Consider the following 17,850-nt stretch of genomic DNA (forward strand, 5'->3'; position numbering starts at 1 on the left):
GTCTAACACTTGGGTTTCGCACAAGTTCCCCCGTGCCGCCGTTTTTTTTTCACCTGCCCGGAAGGTGCCGCATGACCGTCACGCAATATCTCGCCGACTGGCGCCCCTATCCTTTCGAGATCACCGAGACCCGTCTGGACTTCGACCTCGCCCCCCGCGCGACGCGGGTGCGCTCGCAGATCGACTTCCGCCGCAAGGGCGCGGGCGACCTGGTGCTGGACGGGGCCGGGCTGAAGACGCTGTCGCTGGCCATCGACGGCCGCCCGCTCGACCCCGCGCAAGTCGCGGGCGAGCGGCTGGTGATCCCCGCCGCCGACCTGCCCGACGCCTTCACCTTCTCGGCCGAGGTCGAGATCGACCCCGAAGCCAATACCGCGCTGGAGGGGCTTTACCTGTCCGGCGGCATGTTCTGCACGCAATGCGAGGCCGAGGGTTTCCGCCACATCACCTGGTATCCCGACCGCCCGGACGTGATGGCGCCCTTTCGCGTCACCATCCGCTCGGACCAGCCGGTACTCTTGTCGAACGGCAACCCGGTGTCGCAGGCGCCGGGCCAGGCCGTCTGGCACGATCCCTGGCCGAAGCCCGCCTATCTCTTCGCGCTGGTCGCGGGCGCGCTGGTGGCGGTCCCGGACAGCTTTACCACCCTGTCGGGCCGCAAGGTGGCACTGAACGTCTGGGTGCGCCCCGGCGACCAGGACCGCGCCGGCTATGCGATGGAATCGCTGATCCGCTCGATGAAATGGGACGAAGAGGCTTACGGGCGCGAATACGATCTCGACGTGTTCAACATCGTCGCCGTGGATGATTTCAACATGGGCGCGATGGAGAACAAGGGGCTGAACATCTTCAACTCCAAGCTGGTGCTGGCCAGCGCCGAGACCGCGACCGACGGCGATTACGAGCGCATCGAGGGCGTGATCGGCCATGAATATTTCCACAACTGGACCGGCAACCGCATCACCTGCCGCGACTGGTTCCAGCTTTGCCTGAAGGAAGGGCTGACGGTGTTCCGCGACCAGCAGTTCACCAGCGACATGCGCTCGGCCGCGGTCAAGCGCATCCATGACGTGCAGACCCTGCGCGCCCGGCAATTCCGCGAGGATGCAGGCCCCTTGGCCCATCCGCCGCGCCCGGACCATTACCAGGAGATCAACAATTTCTACACCGCCACCGTCTATGAAAAGGGCGCCGAGGTCATCGGCATGCTCAAGCGGCTGGTGGGCGATCAGGGCTATCGCCGGGCGCTCGACCTCTATTTCGACCGCCATGACGGCCAGGCCTGCACCATCGAGGACTGGATCAAGGTCTTCGAGGACGCCACCGGCCGCGACCTGACCCAGTTCAAACGCTGGTATACCGATGCCGGCACGCCCCGGCTGACGCTTTCCGAGGACTGGCAGAACGGCCGGCTGACCCTGAATTTCCGGCAGGAGACCGCGCCCACCCCCGGCCAACCGGAAAAGCCGCCGCGGGTCGTTCCCATCGCGCTCGGCCTGATCGGCCCCAATGGCGACGAGGTGCTGCCGACCACGGTGCTCGAGATGACCGAGGCCGAGCAGAGCTTCCATTTCGACGGCCTGGGCGCGCGGCCGGTGGTCTCGCTCCTGCGCGGCTTCTCGGCACCGGTCACGGTCGCGCGCGAGATCGCGGCGGACGAACAGGCGCTGCTGCTGGCGCATGACACCGACCCTTACGCCCGCTGGCAGGCCGGCCACGACCTGGCGCTGGACGCGCTGATCGCGCGGGCCACAGCGGGCGAAGGCGGCGCCGAGTTCAGCCGCGCCATCGGCGGGCTGCTCGACGATGCCGAGGCCGACCCGGCCTTCGCCGCCCTCTGCCTGTCGCTGCCCGGCGAGGAGGAGATCGCGACGACCATCGCCGCCCGCGGCCAGATCCCCGACCCCGACGCCATCCATGCCGGGCGCGAGGCGCTGGCCCGCGACATCGCCCGGGCGCATGAGCCGGCGCTGGCCCGGCTCTACGAGGCGATGCAGACCCCCGGCCCCTACCGGCCCGATGCCGAGGGCGCGGCGCGGCGCAGCCTGCGCCTGGCCTGCCTGGGCCTGCTGTCGCGCATCGATGGGGCTGCGCGGGCCGAGGCGCTGTTCGCCGCCGCCTCGAACATGACCGAGCGGCAGGGCGCGCTGGAATGCCTGATCGCCGCGGGCAAGGACGAAAAGGCATTGGCGAGCTTCGCACAGCAATTTGCCGGCAACCGGCTGGTCATGGACAAATGGTTCATGGTCCAGCCGCTGCGCGCCGCGCCGGACCGCGCCGTGGCCCGCGCCCGCGATCTGGCCGCGCGGCCGGATTTCGACTGGAAGAACCCCAACCGCTTCCGCGCCCTGATCGGCGGGCTGACCGCGAACCACGCCGCCTTTCACGCCGCCGACGGCTCGGGCTACGGTTTCACCGTGGACTGGCTGATGCGGCTCGACCCGGTGAACCCGCAGACCACGGCGCGCATGTGCTCGGCCTTCGAGACCTGGACGCGCTACGACGCCGGCCGGCAGGCCCATGCCCGCGCGGCGCTGAACCGTCTGGCGGCAATGCCCGACCTGTCGCGCAACACATCCGAGATGGTTACGCGCATCCTTGCCGGTGGCGCCTGACCATGGCCGAACCGCTCTTGCGGGCGTCCCGCGGGCGCGGCAATACTGGCCGCATGGATGCCCGCGAGGACATGAAACGCCGTCTCGATCCGCTGATTGCCGAGCGGGCGCCCTGGCTTTTTTCGGGCCGGCGGCACCACGCGCTGGCGCGGCAACTGCTGATGCGCCTCTTGCGCTATCCGCGCACCCTGGACCTGGCGGCGGAATACCGCGACCTGCCCACGGACGAGGTCATGCGCCGCATCGCCGCGCTGATCCTGCGCGATCTCTGCGTCGAGGGGCTCGAGCATATCCCCGCCACCGGCCCGGCACTGATCGTATCGAACCACCCGACCGGGATTGCCGACGGCATCGTGCTGAACGCGGTGATCTCGGCGGTCCGGGACGATCTGTTCGTCTATGCCAATCACGACATCCTGCGCATCCTGCCGCAATTCGACAGCCTGATCGCCCCGGTGGAATGGCGCGTCGAAAAGCGCAGCCACGCCAAGACCCGCGCCACCATGGATTACACGCGCGAGGCGCTGGGACGCGGGCGGATCGGCCTGATCTTCCCCTCGGGCCGGCTGGCCAAGCGCCGCGGCCTGAGCCTGCACGAACGCCCCTGGATGGCCAGCGCGGCAATGATCGCGAAGAAGTTCGACGCGCCGATCATCCCGCTGCGCATCCGCGCCCGGAACTCGGCGCTGTTCTACCTGCTCGACGCGATCCACCCGACGCTGCGCGACGTGACGCTGTTCAACGAGGTGCTGAACAAGGCGGGCCAGCCCTTCCGCGTGACCATCGGCCCCCCGATCTCGGCCGCGTCGCTGCCCGGCCGCAGCGAGGACGGCATCGCGCTCCTGCGCGACGCGGTTCTGGCCCTGCCGGCGCCGGGCCAGAATGCCGTGCGCATGCCGCAGATCCGCGGGCTGTTCCAGCGCCGCCACGCGCTTGCCAAGCCGCGCCCGATCGAGTGAGGGGCGGGCTTTGCCTCCGCAATCGGCGTTGCAGATGGGTATTTGAAGAACGAAGAAGGCAGGTGCTGCGCCCAGAATCAGGGAACGGCACCCGGCCTCTTCGTTCCACAAATACCCCTGCGGCCGCGACGCCGGGCCCGCCGCCGCCGGCCGTCACACCACCATGTCGTCGCGATGGATCAGCGCGGCCCGGCCGGGATAGCCGAGGATGCCCTCGATCTCGTCGCTGCGATGGCCGGCGATGGCGCGCGCCTCGGTCGAGGAATAGCGCACGAGGCCCGCGGCCAGCCGCGCACCCTTGCCATCCAGTACCACCACCGGGTCGCCGCGGCCGAAGCGGCCCGATACGGCGGTGACGCCCGCCGGCAGCAGCGACTTGCCCTGCCCCAGCGCCCGCGCCGCGCCGGCATCGACGGCGATCTCGCCCTTGGGCTTCATCGCCGCGATCCAGCGCTTGCGCGCCGCCTGCGGGTCGGTATCGGGCAGGAACCAGGTCACCCGCGCGCCACCCGCCACGGCAGAGAGCGGGTTCAGCACCGAGCCCTCGGCGATGGCCATGGCGCAACCGCCCGCCACCGCCGTGCGCGCGGCCATGAGCTTGGTCTTCATGCCGCCCTTGCTGACGCCCGAGATCGGGTCGCCGCCCATGGCCTCGATCTCCGGCGTGATCTGTTCGACCACCGGCAGATGCCGCGCAGAGGGGTCGGTCTTGGGATTGGCGGTATAGAGCCCGTCCACGTCCGACAGCAGCAAGAGCTGGTCGGCGCCGCAGGTCACGGCGATCTGCGCCGCCAGCCGGTCGTTGTCGCCGAAGCGGATCTCGTCGGTGGCCACGGTGTCGTTCTCGTTCACGATGGGCACCACGCCGAGGCCCAGCAGCGTCTGCATGGTCGCGCGGCTATTGAGATAGCGGCGCCGGTCGGTGGTGTCGTCCAGCGTCACCAGCAGCTGCGCGGTCTTGACGCCATGCGGAGCCAGCGCCTCCTCATAGGCGCGGGCCAGCTTGATCTGGCCGACGGCGGCGGCGGCCTGCGACTGCTCGACCCGCAGCGGGCCGGCGGGCAGGCCCAGCACCTGCCGCCCCAGCGCGATGGCGCCCGAGGAGACCAGCACCACATCCGTGCCCCGCGCCCGTGCCTGGGCCACGTCGTCGCAAAGCCCGCGCAGCCATTCGGCGCGCAGCCCCGCGCCGTTCACCAGCAGCGCCGAGCCGATCTTGACCACCAGCCGCTGCGCGCGGCCCAGTTCCGGCGTCACGGCTGCCACGGCTTGTCTTCCCGATCCTTGGCGGGCCTGCGCGAGGGCGCGATCCGCGACCAGAGCGCGCGCAGGACCTCGGTCACGCCCTCGCGCGAGACGCCGGACATCAGCAGGACCGGGCCGCCGATCTCGGCCTCGAGCGCCGCCTTGCGCTCGGCCAGCGTCTCGGGGTCGAGCGCGTCGATCTTGTTCAGCGCCGTCACCCGCGGCTTTTCCGCCAGCGCCGGGGAATAGGCTTCGAGTTCGGTCAGGATGGTACGGGCGTCCTGCGCCACGTCCTCGGCGGTGCCGTCGACCAGGTGCAAAAGCACGCGCGAACGCTCGACATGGCCCAGGAACTGGTCGCCGAGCCCCCTGCCCTCGCTTGCCCCCTCGATCAGGCCGGGAATGTCGGCCATGACGAATTCATGCCCGTCCACGCCGACCACGCCCAGGTTCGGGTGCAGCGTGGTGAAGGGGTAGTCGGCGATCTTGGGCCGCGCGTTCGAGACGGCGGCAAGAAAGGTCGATTTCCCGGCATTGGGCAGCCCCACCAGCCCGGCATCGGCGATCAGCTTCAGCCGCAGCCACAGCGTGCGCTCCACCCCCGGCTGGCCGGGATTGGCATGGCGCGGCGCGCGGTTGGTCGAGCTTTTGAAATGCAGGTTGCCAAAGCCGCCATTGCCGCCCCTGGCCAGCAGCACGCGCTGTCCGGGCTCGGTCAGGTCGGCGACCACGGTTTCCTGGTCCTCTTCCAGGATCTCGGTGCCGACCGGCACCCGCAGCAGGATGTCGTCTCCCGAGGCGCCGGTGCGCTGCGCCCCCATGCCGTGCCCGCCCGACTTGGCAAAGAAATGCTGCTGGAAGCGAAAGTCGATCAGGGTGTTCAGCCCCTCGACCGCCTCGGCCCAGACATCGCCGCCCTTGCCGCCGTCGCCGCCGTCCGGCCCGCCGTACTCGATGAATTTCTCGCGGCGGAAGGACACGCAGCCCGCGCCCCCGCCGCCCGAGCGGACATAGACCTTGGCGAGATCGAGGAATTTCACGGGCGCAATCCTGTCGGCTGTGGCAAAGCCGTGGGATACGCGCTTGGCCGTTTCCGTGCAAGTGGCGTGACTTTCACCCGGCCGGTGAATTAGATGGGCCGGCGACGAACGAGGGGAGACGCCATGCCGGTCCTGACCTATGCCACGCTTTTCACCGCCATCACGCTGGAGGTGGTCGGCACCACCTTCCTGCAGCGCAGCGAGCAGTTCACTCGGCTTGTCCCCACGCTGCTGATGGGGCTGTGCTATGCCGGTTCGTTCTACTTCCTGTCGCTGGCCTTGCGCGCCATGCCGCTGGGCATCGCCTATGCGATCTGGAGCGGGCTCGGCATCGTGCTGGTCTCGCTGATCGGGCTGGTCGTCTTTGGCCAGCGGCTGGATTTCGCGGCGGTGCTCGGGCTTTCCATGATCGTCGCGGGGGTGGTCATCGTGAACCTGTTCTCGGGCAGCGTGACGCATTGAAGCGCCTCCACCCTTAACATTCCGGCAATCGGGTCTAGATAATGTCCGAAGGGAGGGCCGCGATGATCCACTTCGACAACAGCTATGCCCGACTGCCGGAAGGTTTCTTCACCCGCACCCGACCGACGCCGGTGCGCGACCCGCAGCTTGTGGCGCTGAACCGGCCGCTGGCCGAGCGGCTGGGCTTCGACGCCGACTGGCTTGCCAGCCCCGAGGGCGTGGCCGTGCTGGCCGGCAACGCCCTGCCCGAGGGGGCCGAGCCCATCGCGCAGGCCTATGCCGGCCACCAGTTCGGCGGCTTCGTGCCGCAGCTCGGCGACGGGCGCGCGGTCCTGCTGGGCGAGGTGGTGGCCCCCGACGGGGCGCGCTTCGACATCCAGCTGAAGGGCGCGGGGCCCACGCCCTTCTCGCGCCGGGGCGACGGGCGGGCCTGGCTGGGTCCGGTGCTGCGCGAATACCTGGTCAGCGAGTTCATGGCGGCATTCGGCATTCCGACCACGCGCGCCCTGGCGGCCGTCACCACCGGCGAGACGGTGATCCGCGAGACGGTCCTGCCCGGCGCGGTGCTGACCCGCGTGGCCGCCAGCCATATCCGCGTCGGCACCTTCGAATTCTACGCCGCGCGCGGCGACCGGCAACGGCTGCAGCTTCTGGCCGATCACGTCATCGCCCGGCACTATCCCGATGCCTCGGGCGCGGCCGACCTGCTGCAGCGCGTGGTCGAGCGGCAGGCGGCGACCATCGCCGGCTGGATGGCGCTCGGCTTCATCCACGGGGTGATGAACACCGACAACATGTCGGTCTCGGGCGAGACCATCGACTACGGCCCCTGCGCCTTCATGGACGGCTACCGGCCCGACAAGGTGTTCAGCTCGATCGACGCCCAGGGCCGCTATGCCTGGAACGAACAGCCCAACATCGCGGTCTGGAACCTGGCGCAATTCGCCAGCTGCCTGGTGCCCCTGATGGGCAATGACGACGCCGCGGTGGCCGAGGCCACGCGTATCGTCCACAGCTTCCCCGGCCTCTATCAGGCCGAATGGCTGAACCGCTTTGCCGCCAAGCTGGGCATCGCCGCGCCGCAGCCCCAGGATCGCGCGCTGATCGAGCGGCTCTTGACGCTGATGGCGGCCGAGGAGGCGGATTTCACCCGCACCTTCGCCGGGCTGGCGGATGGCCGCGCCCGCGACGAGTTCAGGGCGCCCGAGCGGTTCGACGCCTGGGCCGAGGGCTGGCAGACGCGCATCCGCGACCTGCCGGACGCCGCGCAGGTCATGGCGCGCGCCAATCCGCGCCGCATCCCGCGCAACCACCGCATCGAGGCAGTGATCGCGGCCGGGCGCGAAGGCGATTACGGCCCCTTCCACGCGCTCGACGCCGCCTTGCGCGCCCCCTTCCAGGACCGGCCGGAATGGGACGGCTATGCGCTGGCTCCGCAGCCAGATGAGATCGTCCGCCGCACCTTCTGCGGCACCTGAGCAGCAGCGAAAGGCCCTATGCCGAAAAGCCCCGACCGCCTGAGACTGGCCAGCTACAACCTGCACAAGTGCCGCGGCATGACCGGCCCGCACGCGCCCGAGCGCAACCTGCGCGTCATCGCCGAACTGGATGCCGACGTGATCGCCCTGCAAGAGGTCGATTTCCGCTTCGGCGCCCGGCCCGAGGCGCTGCCGCGCAAGCTGATCGAAAAGACCACGGGCATGGTCCCCGCCCCCTTTCTGGGCACCGGCGAAAATTCGCTGGGCTGGCACGGCCAGACCATCCTGCTGCGCCCCGAACTGCGCGACAAGGCCGAGATCCGCCGCCTGCCCCTGCCGGGGATCGAGCCCAGGGGCGCGCTGGTGCTGCGCCTGCCGGGGCTGACGGTGGTAGCGGTGCATCTGGGGCTGATGCGCTCGTCGCGCCGCGCGCAGCTGTCGCGCATCATCGCCCAGTCGCGGCGCATCGGCCATGACCGCATGGCGCTGACCGGGGATTTCAACGAATGGCACGATTCGCGCGGGCTCGAGGCGCTGGAGGCGCTGCGCGTCATCACCCCGGGCCCCAGCTGGCCCGCGCCCTTCCCGCGCCTGCGCTATGACCGCTTTGCCGTCTCGCGCAGCATCGAGGTGCTGGATTGCGGCGTGCTGGACAACGAGATGGCGCGGGCGGCCTCGGACCACCTGCCGGTCTGGGCCGATCTGGCGGTCGATGCGCATGAGGAGGTGCCGCGCGGCTATCAGCCGGCCCGCGTCACCTCGCGCATTCCCGGCGAGGATGGGGCGGCCGGGGCGGATTGACGCTTTTCTGCAACTGCGAAGGCGGTTAAACAGCGCCAAAGCTCGTCAGCCAAGGGGGACGCAGACATGACCGCCATCATCGACATATTCGCGCGCGAGATACTGGACAGCCGGGGCAACCCGACGGTCGAGGTCGATGTGACGCTGGAAGACGGCACCATGGGCCGGGCGGCGGTGCCCTCGGGCGCCTCGACCGGCGCGCATGAGGCGGTGGAAAAGCGCGACGGCGACAAGGCGCGCTACCTGGGCAAGGGCGTGCTCGAGGCCGTCGCCGCCGTCAACGGCGAGATCGCCGAGAACCTGATCGGCGAGGATGCGACCGAGCAGGTCGCCATCGACCGCATGATGATCGAACTGGACGGCACCCCGAACAAGGGCCGGCTGGGCGCCAATGCCATCCTGGGCGTGTCGCTGGCGGTGGCCAAGGCCGCGGCCGAGGCCTGCACCCAGCCGCTCTATCGCTATGTCGGCGGCGCCGGTGCCCGCGTGCTGCCGGTGCCGATGATGAACATCATCAACGGCGGCGAACATGCCGACAACCCGATCGACATCCAGGAATTCATGATCATGCCGGTCGCGGCGGAGAACATCCGCGAAGCCGTGCGCATGGGCTCGGAAGTCTTCCACACGCTGAAGAAGGAACTGTCCTCGGCCGGCCTCGCCACCGGCGTCGGCGACGAGGGCGGCTTCGCGCCGAACCTCAGCTCGACCCGCGATGCGCTGGACTTCATCCTCAAGGCCATCGAGAAGGCCGGCTACCAGCCCGGCGACGACATCATGCTGGCGCTGGACTGCGCCTCGACCGAATATTTCAAGGGCGGCAAATACGAGATGGCCGGCGAGGGCAAGTCGCTGAGCCCGGCCGAGAACGTCGCCTACCTGGAAGCGCTCTGCAACGACTACCCGATCCTGTCGATCGAGGACGGCTGCGCCGAGGACGACTGGGACGGCTGGAAACTGCTGACCGACACGCTGGGCAGCCGGGTGCAGCTGGTCGGCGACGACCTCTTCGTGACCAACCCGGCGCGGCTGGCCGAGGGCATCGCGAAGGGCTGCGGCAACTCGCTGCTGGTCAAGGTGAACCAGATCGGCACCCTGACCGAGACGCTGGACGCGGTGCGCATGGCCGACCGCGCGCGCTATACCTCGGTGATGTCGCACCGCTCGGGCGAGACCGAGGACGCCACCATCGCCGACCTGGCGGTGGCGACGAATTGCGGCCAGATCAAGACCGGCAGCCTCGCGCGCTCGGACCGGCTGGCGAAATACAACCAGCTGATCCGCATCGAGGAAATGCTGGGCGCCGCGGCCGAATATGCCGGCAAGTCCATCCTGCGCGGCTGATCCGCGGGGCATCGCAACGAAGCAGGGCGGCCCAGGCGGCCGCCCTTTTCATATCCACCAGCGATGCGTCAGGGCAAAGGCGCCAAGCGCCAGGCGGCGGCGGAATTCCGAAGGGGCGGCACCGGCCAGCGCCTCGATCCCCCGCGGCGCGGCCCGCAACGCGGCCCGCACGCCCGCCCCGGCAAACAGCACCGGCGCCAGCCGGCGCGGCACGAACCGGCGCTGCGCCCGGGCCTCGGCAAGTTTCGCACGGGCCTTGCCTGCAATCCCGGCCAGCACCTCGGGCGAGGCGTCCCAAAGCCCGAGCCCCAGCCCCTGCAAGGCCGGCAGCGCGGCCAGCCAATGCGCCAACCCCACCCCCTCGGCCTGGGCGTCGACGACCTCGGCAACATCCGGCTTTCTCCGTTTTCCAAATACCCCGCGGGGGTCCGGGGGCGCGAAGCCCCCGGCAGCCTCCCAGCCCATGGCCTCGGCGGCGAAGCGCGCCAGCGGCACCGCCGTATCCCGCACATAGGCCGCGACGGCTTCGGGCCCGTCCAGCGGCTCGCGCGCCGCATCGCGGCGCCGCGCCTCGGCCAGTACCGGGAAACCGGCGGCGCGCGGTCCCCAGGCCTCGGCCAGCGGCGTCAGCAGCTCATGCGACTGCACCTTGCCGGCGCCGATGTCCTCCAGCCGCTCGATCCACCATTGCAGCCGCATCTCGGCGATCAGCGGCTCGGTCGAGGCGAGCGGCGCACGCGCCAGCTCCAGGTTCAGCGCATAAAGCGTCAGCAGCCGCGGCCGCGCCTCAGCGGGGGCCAGCAGACAGATGCCGAAGCGGTCGGGATCGTGCTCGCGCAGCGCCTCGGCGCAATCGTCCAGGCTCATGCCGGCACCACCCTGTCGCGGATCAGCTTCCAGCGGATCGCATCGACCAGCGCCTCGAAACTGGCATCGACGATATTGGGCGACACGCCGACGGTGGACCAGCGATGGCCCTGGCCGTCGGCGCTGTCGATGATGACCCGCGTCGCCGCCTCGACCCCTTCGCCGGTGATGCGGACGCGGAAATCCACCAGATGCATGTCGTCGATGGCGGCCTGATAGGGGCCCAGATCCTTGGCCAGCGCCCGCCACAGCGCGTTGACCGGGCCACGGTCATGCCCCTCGGCATCCATGCTTTCGCTGACCGAGAGCATCCGCTCGCCGCCGATCTGCACCACCACCACCGCCTCGGAAACCGAGATGCGTTTCCCCAGCGCGTTCCGGCGCCGCTCGACGGTGACGCGGTAGCGCTCGACCGAGAAATAGTGCTGCATCCGGCCCAGCTCTGCCAGGGCCAGCAGCTCGAAGCTGGCCTGGGCGCCGTCATAGGCATAGCCGGCATCCTCGCGCGCCTTGACCAGGTCGAGGATGCGCGCCAGCGCCGGATCGTCGCGACCGACCTCGATCCCCGCCTCGGCCAGACGCGCGCGCAGGTTCGACTGCCCGGCCTGGTTCGACATCGGGATGATGCGCTCGTTGCCCACGGTGGCGGGGTCCACATGCTCGTAGGTCGCGGGATTCTTCAGGATGGCGCTGGCATGCAGCCCGGCCTTGTGGGCGAATGCCGAGGCGCCGACATAGGGTGCGGGCCGGGCGGGCGGGCGGTTCAGGATCTCGTCCAGCCGGCGCGAGATGCGCGTGAGCCCCGCCAGCCCCTCGGCGGTGACGCCGGTTTCCAGCGCCGAGCGATAGGGCTCCTTCAGCAGCAGGGTCGGGATCAGGCTGGTCAGGCTGGCGTTGCCGCAACGCTCGCCCAGGCCATTGAGCGTGCCCTGCACCTGCCGCGCCCCGGCAGCGACGGCAGCCAGCGTGCAGGCCACGGCATTGCCGGTATCGTCATGGCAATGGATGCCCAGCCGCTCGCCGGGGATGCCGGCCGCGATCACGGCGCGCGTGATCTGCCCCACCCGGTCGGGCAAGGTGCCGCCATTGGTGTCGCAAAGCACGATCCAGCGCGCGCCCGCCCCCAGCGCCGCGCGCAGGCAGGCCAGCGCATAATCCGCGTCCTCGTCGTAGCCGTCAAAGAAGTGCTCGGCATCGAACAGCGCCTCGCGGCCCTCGGCCACCAGATGCGCGACCGAGGCACGGATATTCTCGAGGTTGTCCTCCAGCGAGATCCCCAGCGCCTCGCGGACATGGAAGGGATGCGTCTTGCCGACCAGGCAGACCGCGCGGGTGCCCGCGTTCATCACCGCCGCCAGCACGTCGTCGTTATCGGCCGAGCGACCGGCGCGCTTGGTCATGCCAAAGGCGGTCATGGTGGCGCGGGTCGCCGGCGCCTGGGCGAAGAAATCGCTGTCGGTCGGGTTGGCGCCCGGCCAGCCGCCCTCGATGTAATCCACGCCCAGCCGGTCCAGCATCCCGGCGATCTCGGCCTTTTCGGCGGCGGAAAACTGCACGCCCTGGGTCTGCTGCCCGTCGCGCAGCGTGGTGTCGTAAAGATATAGGCGCTGGCGCGTCATCGGGGCGGCCCCTTTCGGCTGGCTGGCATGCGGTTATTCGGGCAGTCTGGCGGCGTCGAAATCCGGGCCGGGCAGAAGCTCGACCCCGGCAGGGCCCATGCGGACCTCGACCCCCGCGTCCAGAAGACGCTGCTTGAGACCATCCACGGCCGAGAAATCCTTGCTGGCCTTGGCTTCTGCCCGCAACGCATTCATGCGCTCGGCCCAGGGCGACAGGTCGGGGCCCGCGGGGATCCAGCCGCCCAGCTCCTCGGTCAGCAGGCCCAGCATCCGGGCGCCGGCGAGCAGCCCGGGCGCATCGCCCTGCCCTGCCATCTCGTGCAAGGCCGCGATCGCCCCCGCGGTATTGAGGTCGTCGGCAAGCGCGGCCAGGACGGCGAGGGCCGGGCTTGGCGCGGGCTCGATGCCCGCGACAAGGCCGCGCCACTTGCGCAGCACCGCCTCGGCTTCGCGCGCCTTCTCGGCCGTCCAGTCCATCGGCTTGCGGTAATGCGTCGACAGCAGGACGAAGCGGATCACCTCGCCCGGAATGCCCTGGTCCAAGAGATCGCGGACGGTGAAGAAATTGCCCAGGGATTTGGACATCTTCCGGCCCTCGACCTGCAGCATCTCGTTATGCAGCCAGACGCGGGCGAAATCGCCATGCGGATGGGCGCAGCAGCTTTGCGCGATCTCGTTCTCGTGATGGGGGAATTGCAGGTCGATGCCGCCGGCATGGATGTCGAAGCTCTCGCCCAAAAGCTCGTAGGACATGGCCGAACATTCGATATGCCAGCCCGGACGGCCGCGTCCCCAGGGGCTGTCCCAGCCCGGCAATTCGTCGTCCGAAGGCTTCCACAGCACGAAATCCATCGGGTCTTCCTTGAAGGGCGCGACCTCGACGCGGGCGCCGGCGATCATGTCGTCTACCGAGCGCCCCGAAAGCTTGCCGTAATCGGCGTAACTCCGCACCCGGAACAGCACATGGCCGTCGCGCGCATAGGCATGGCCGCCGGCGACCAAGGTCTCGATCATGGCGATCATCTGGGCAATGTAATCGGTGGCGCGCGGCTCGTGATCGGGACGCTCGGCCCCCAGCGCGTCCATGTCGGCGTGATACCAGCCGATGGTTTCCCGCGTGCGCTCGCGGATCAGCGCCTCCAGCGTGCCGGGGGCGCCGGCCTCCTTGCGGGCCAGGGCGGCGGCGTTGATCTTGTCGTCCACGTCGGTGAAGTTGCGCACATAGGTGACATGGTCCGCGCCATGGACATGGCGCAAGAGCCGCACCAGCACGTCGATCACCACCACCGGCCGGGCATTGCCCAGATGCGCCCGGTCATAGACCGTCGGCCCGCAAAGATAGAGCCGCACATTCTGCGGGTCGATGGGCCGGAAAACCTCTTTCCGGCGCGTCCTGGTATTCGTCAGCCTGATCTCGACCATGACTTCCCCTTTGCGGGCGTCGTCAGGTCACGATGAACCGCCCGCCTGAATTTTCAGCCGGTAATGATGCAGCGGGTGGTGGCGGTTCCTGCCTTCATGCGCCCCGCCTTAACGCATTGTCTTGCCTATGCCAAGAGAGGCTGCAAAACTTGGTCCATGAGCCGCGAACTGGTCAACGAGATCTGTGCCGCACAGCCTGGGGCCGAGTGGTCGGATCCCTGGGGCGGCGGCCATGATTGCTGGAAGATCGGTGGCAAGACCTTTGCCGTGACCGGTGCAGTCGGCACCCATGTCTCGGTCAAGACCGACAGCACCGAGATGGCCGAGTTCCTGATCGAGACCGGCGTGGCCGAACGCGCGGCCTATCTGCATCGCAGCTGGGTGGCGCTGCCGCTCGATTCGGCCCCCGACGAGCTGGCGCATCGCATCCGCCATTCCTATCGGCTGGTGCGCGGCGCCCTGCCCAAGAAGGTGCAGGCCGCCCTGCCGCCCCTGTGACGAAAATGGCCGGCCCCGCGCAGGGACCGGCCAGAGACGCAGGACCGAGCGACTGGCCCCGCGCCGGAATCGCCCGGTGATCAGGCAGGAACCTGCGCGGCCAGCTGTTGCAGCAGGCCTTCCATCTGCTGGCAAAGCGCCGCTTCGGTGGTGTTCTGCTCCTTGGCGGCGTCTTCCAGCGTCCGCTCGACGCCCATGGCCGAGACGGTGCCTTCCTTGCCCTTGGCCTCGGCCGCATCGCCCTGGGCGCTGTCGCCCGCCGGGATCATCGCCAGCAGCTTGGTCTGGATCTCGACCGCCTTGCCGTCGATATGGCCCTGTTCCTGGCAATAGGCCAGGACGCCCAGCTGGTTGCGCGCGCTTTCATAGGCGGCGGCGCTGTCCTGGGCCGGCACGGCAGCGGGCGCCTCGGCCGTAGCCGGGGCCTCGGGGGCGGCGGGCGCGGCCGGGGCCGCGTCTTGCGCCAGGGTCACGCCTGCGGTCAGGCCAAGGGCCAGGGCGGGCAGGATTGCGAAACGTGCGATCATCTCGATCTCCGTCTGTTGCGTGTGCCGGGACTGTGGCACGCCCCAGTCAGGGCCGCAAACCGGCTCGGCGGAATGCCGCGGCCGGTTTCACGCCGATCAGCGGAAAAGCACCAGCGAGCCGGGGGACCAACTCACATTCGCGCGGGTGCCGACATCCTGCACCTCGCGGCCGAAGACGTTGCGCATGGCGATCCGCACCGGCCGCACCTGGCCGTCGAAGCCCGCCGAGCCGTCCAGCCGCACGTCGTAATAGGTCATGTCGCCGTAATAGACGACCTCGTCGATCACCCCCTCGGCCACCCGGTTCGTGCCCTGCGCGCCGGGCGCCAGCAGCGACACCGCCTCGGGCCGGAAGCCGACCGAGGGGCCGTCGTCGCCGGGATCGGCGCGGCTGACATTGGCCAGGGGAATATCGACGCGGCCCAGCCCCGGCGCCTCGATCTGCACGGCCTCGCCGGTCTCGCCCAGCACGCGGGCAGGCAGGAAGTTCATCACCCCGATGAAATTCGCCACCCGGCGGCTGGTCGGGCGGGCATAAAGCGCCTCGGGCCCGTCCATCTGGGCGATCTGGCCCTCGAACATCACCGCGATGCGGTCGGACATGACCAGCGCCTCCTCCTGGTCATGGGTGACAAGAACGAAGGTGATGCCGACCTGGCGCTGCAGCTTGATCAGCTCGACCTGCATCTGCTCGCGCATCTTGCGGTCCAGCGCCGAAAGCGGCTCATCGAGCAGCAGCACCTTGGGCTTGAGGATCAGCGCCCGCGCCAAGGCCACCCGCTGCCGCTGCCCCCCCGACAGCGCATGGCTGGCGCGGTTGCCATAGCCTTTCAGCCCGACCATCTCCAGCGCCTGCTCGACCGCCGCCGCCTTCTCGGCCCTGCTTCGCGGGTCGCGGCGCAGCCCGAAGCCCACGTTCTCGGCCACGGTCAGATGCGGGAAGATGGCATAGGACTGGAACACCATGTTCGTGGGCCGCCGGTTCGCCGGCACCTCCTGCATGTCCTGCCCGTCGATCAGCACGACGCCCGAGGAGATGTCCTCGAACCCGGCGATGGTGCGCAGAAGCGTGGTCTTGCCGCAGCCCGAGGGGCCCAGCAGCGAAAAGAACTCGCCCGAGCGGATGGTCAGGTCGATGCCGCGCAGCGCGTGATAATCGCCGTAATGCTTCTGCACCTGCCGGATCTCGATCATCGGCTTCGCCCCGGCCATGGCGGCGCGATGGGCGGCGGTGGTCTTGGGGCCCGGGTTTTGGGTGGTCACAGGAAGCCTCCGGTATCCTTGGCGCCGGTCTTCGCGATGCCGCGGCGGCGGAAATATTCGGCAATGGTCAGAAGCAGGATCGACATGAGCACCAGCACCGTCCCCAGCGCCATGATCATCGGGATCTGCTTGGGGAAACGCAGCTGGCTGAAGATATAGGTGGGCAGCGTCGGCTCGTTCCCGGCCAGGAAGAAGGCGATGATGAACTCGTCGAGGCTGATGGTGAAGCTCATCAGCAGGGACGAGATGATCCCCGGCATGACCAGCGGCAGGATCACCAGCCGAAAGGCGCTGATCCGCGTCTCGCCCAGGTCATAGGCCGCCTCCTCCAGCGAGCGGTCGAGCGAGTTGAAGGCGGTGGACAGGATCACCGTGGCATAGGGCATGCAGATCAGCGTATGGCCCAGGATCACCGTCAGGATGCTGAGCTGCACGCCCAGCGACAAAAGCACCACCAGAAGCGAGATCGAGACGATGATCTCGGGCAGCACCAGGGGCAGCATGATCAGCCCCATGATCGGCCCCTTGCCCGGAAAGGTGAAGCGGGTCGAGGCGCGGGCGGCGAATACGCCCAGGCAGGTCGCCAGGATCGAGGCGCTGACGGCGATGGTCAGCGAATTGGTCAGCGCCCGGCGCAGCGAGGCATTGCCCCACATCTGCGCGAACCATTCCGTGGTGAAGCCCCGCAGCGGAAAGGCGATGATCGTGCCCGAGTTGAAGGCGAAGATCGGCAAGAGCAGGATCGGCGCGTAAAGGAACAGCAGGTAGATCAGCGCATAGGCCCGCAGGCCCCCGCCCTTCATTGCCGCACCTTCAGGAAGCGGCGGTTCAGACCGATGAAGGCCAGGCTGATCACCGCCACGATCAGCATGGCCGTCACCGCCAGCGCCGAGCCCATCGGCCGGTTGTCCAGATCCAGCATCTGCGCCTGGATCATGTTGGCGATCATCGGGATCTTGCCGCCGCCGATCAGCGCCGGGGTGACATAGTCGCCGATGGTCGGGATGAAGACGATCAGCGCCGCCGCCACCACGCCGGGCATGGCCAAGGGCAGGGTGACGCGCCAGAAGGTCATGGCCCGGCTTTCGCCCAGGTCGCGCCCGGCTTCCAGAAGCGAGCGGTCGATCTTTTCCAGCGCGATGAAGATCGGCAGGATGGCGAAGGGCGCATAGGCATGGGCCAGCGTGATCACCATGGCGTTGACATTGTAGAGGATGAAGGTCAGCGGCTGCTCGATCAGCCCCAGCGTCTTGAGCCCCGAGTTGATGACGCCGTTATAGCCCAGGATCACCTTCCACAGGAACACCCGGATCAGGTAGCTGGTCCAGAACGGGATGGTGATGAGGAACAGCCACATGGCCTTTTTCTGCGGCGCGACGGCAAAGGACAGGAAATAGGCCACCGGAAAGGCCAGAACCACGGTGGCCAGCGTCACCAGCGCCGCCACCCCCAGCGAGCGCAGCATGATGCGGTGAAAGATCGGGTCGGCCCAGACGGTGCGGTAATTCTCCAGCGTGAACTCGCGGATCACCGTCAGGTAGCCGTCCTTGAAGAAGGAATAGGCCAGGATGGTCAGCAGGGGTGCTGCCAGCACCAGCACGGCATAGCCCAGCGGCGGCGCGATCAGGGTCAGGCCCTGAGCCGTCTGAGATCGGTTTCCTGACGCCATGCCCTGCCCTGTGAATCCCTGTCGCTTGGGGTGGCAGGTTT

The 17,850-nt window shown here is 68.9% G+C and carries 16 protein-coding genes; 7 read left to right on the forward strand and 9 right to left on the reverse strand.

Going from position 1 to position 17,850, the window contains the following annotated elements:
* The first annotated feature begins 71 nt into the window (after positions 1-71).
* Together pepN and ACDP63_RS10915 are read left to right on the forward strand one after the other, a co-directional pair.
* The gene (gene pepN / locus ACDP63_RS10910; protein ID WP_024845292.1) at positions 72-2,615 is read left to right on the forward strand and encodes an aminopeptidase N; all 2,544 of its coding nucleotides are present in this window, start codon (positions 72-74) and stop codon (positions 2,613-2,615) included.
* 53 nt (positions 2,616-2,668) lie between these two features.
* Positions 2,669-3,574 carry a 1-acyl-sn-glycerol-3-phosphate acyltransferase gene (locus ACDP63_RS10915; protein WP_024845293.1) on the forward strand — a complete coding sequence of 302 codons (906 nt, stop codon included), beginning with the start codon at positions 2,669-2,671 and terminating at the stop codon, positions 3,572-3,574.
* 153 nt (positions 3,575-3,727) lie between these two features.
* Here ACDP63_RS10915 and proB read toward each other — a convergent pair whose 3' ends face one another.
* Positions 3,728-4,840 carry a glutamate 5-kinase gene (proB, locus tag ACDP63_RS10920; RefSeq protein ID WP_024845294.1) on the reverse strand — a complete coding sequence of 371 codons (1,113 nt, stop codon included), beginning with the start codon at positions 4,838-4,840 and terminating at the stop codon, positions 3,728-3,730.
* Positions 4,828-5,859 (reverse strand): GTPase ObgE, encoded by a 1,032-nt coding sequence (gene obgE / locus ACDP63_RS10925; RefSeq protein WP_024845295.1) that lies wholly within the window; start codon positions 5,857-5,859, stop codon positions 4,828-4,830. Before obgE ends, proB begins: the two co-directional genes overlap by 13 nt.
* Before the next feature lie 123 nt (positions 5,860-5,982).
* On the opposite strand from obgE, the gene ACDP63_RS10930 reads away from it, so the two are divergent.
* The 4 genes from ACDP63_RS10930 (at position 5,983) to eno (ending at position 9,944) form a co-directional block, all read left to right on the forward strand.
* The gene (locus tag ACDP63_RS10930) at positions 5,983-6,321 is read left to right on the forward strand and encodes a DMT family transporter (protein ID WP_024845296.1); all 339 of its coding nucleotides are present in this window, start codon (positions 5,983-5,985) and stop codon (positions 6,319-6,321) included.
* A 62-nt stretch (positions 6,322-6,383) separates the two neighbouring features.
* Positions 6,384-7,799 carry a protein adenylyltransferase SelO gene (locus ACDP63_RS10935; protein ID WP_024845297.1) on the forward strand — a complete coding sequence of 472 codons (1,416 nt, stop codon included), beginning with the start codon at positions 6,384-6,386 and terminating at the stop codon, positions 7,797-7,799.
* Positions 7,800-7,817: 18 nt separating this feature from the next.
* A complete protein-coding gene (locus ACDP63_RS10940; RefSeq protein WP_024845298.1) occupies positions 7,818-8,600 on the forward strand; it encodes an endonuclease/exonuclease/phosphatase family protein in 783 nt (260 codons plus the stop codon).
* A 66-nt stretch (positions 8,601-8,666) separates the two neighbouring features.
* Positions 8,667-9,944, forward strand: a complete 1,278-nt coding sequence (eno, locus tag ACDP63_RS10945) for a phosphopyruvate hydratase (RefSeq protein ID WP_028711087.1) — start codon at positions 8,667-8,669, stop codon at positions 9,942-9,944.
* A gap of 48 nt (positions 9,945-9,992) precedes the next feature.
* Here eno and ACDP63_RS10950 read toward each other — a convergent pair whose 3' ends face one another.
* From ACDP63_RS10950 to cysS, 3 genes are read right to left on the reverse strand one after another with little or no spacing between them, the layout of a single operon-like run.
* Positions 9,993-10,811: a squalene/phytoene synthase family protein gene (locus tag ACDP63_RS10950; protein ID WP_024844496.1), complete on the reverse strand. Its 819-nt coding sequence runs from the start codon at positions 10,809-10,811 to the stop codon at positions 9,993-9,995.
* Complete coding sequence (gene cimA / locus ACDP63_RS10955) at positions 10,808-12,430, reverse strand: citramalate synthase (RefSeq protein ID WP_024844495.1); 1,623 nt, start codon at positions 12,428-12,430, stop codon at positions 10,808-10,810. Before cimA ends, ACDP63_RS10950 begins: the two co-directional genes overlap by 4 nt.
* Before the next feature lie 33 nt (positions 12,431-12,463).
* Positions 12,464-13,852: a cysteine--tRNA ligase gene (gene cysS / locus ACDP63_RS10960; RefSeq protein ID WP_024844494.1), complete on the reverse strand. Its 1,389-nt coding sequence runs from the start codon at positions 13,850-13,852 to the stop codon at positions 12,464-12,466.
* A 156-nt stretch (positions 13,853-14,008) separates the two neighbouring features.
* Here cysS and ACDP63_RS10965 point away from each other — a divergent pair, with 156 nt between their 5' ends.
* Positions 14,009-14,350, forward strand: a complete 342-nt coding sequence (locus ACDP63_RS10965; protein ID WP_024844493.1) for an MmcQ/YjbR family DNA-binding protein — start codon at positions 14,009-14,011, stop codon at positions 14,348-14,350.
* 80 nt (positions 14,351-14,430) lie between these two features.
* Here the strand turns inward: ACDP63_RS10965 and ACDP63_RS10970 are convergent, their stop codons facing one another.
* The 4 genes from ACDP63_RS10970 to ACDP63_RS10985 form a co-directional block, all read right to left on the reverse strand.
* Entirely contained in the window at positions 14,431-14,877 is a 447-nt protein-coding gene (locus ACDP63_RS10970; RefSeq protein ID WP_024844492.1) for a pore-forming ESAT-6 family protein, read from the reverse strand.
* Positions 14,878-14,973: 96 nt separating this feature from the next.
* Complete coding sequence (locus ACDP63_RS10975; protein WP_177209321.1) at positions 14,974-16,071, reverse strand: ABC transporter ATP-binding protein; 1,098 nt, start codon at positions 16,069-16,071, stop codon at positions 14,974-14,976.
* 65 nt (positions 16,072-16,136) lie between these two features.
* Complete coding sequence (locus ACDP63_RS10980) at positions 16,137-16,943, reverse strand: ABC transporter permease (protein WP_024844490.1); 807 nt, start codon at positions 16,941-16,943, stop codon at positions 16,137-16,139.
* The gene (locus ACDP63_RS10985; RefSeq protein ID WP_024844489.1) at positions 16,940-17,809 is read right to left on the reverse strand and encodes an ABC transporter permease; all 870 of its coding nucleotides are present in this window, start codon (positions 17,807-17,809) and stop codon (positions 16,940-16,942) included. Before ACDP63_RS10985 ends, ACDP63_RS10980 begins: the two co-directional genes overlap by 4 nt.
* Positions 17,810-17,850 lie beyond the last annotated feature (41 nt).

The organism is Paracoccus sp. P2, from assembly GCF_046335115.1.
Lineage (GTDB): Bacteria > Pseudomonadota > Alphaproteobacteria > Rhodobacterales > Rhodobacteraceae > Paracoccus > Paracoccus pantotrophus.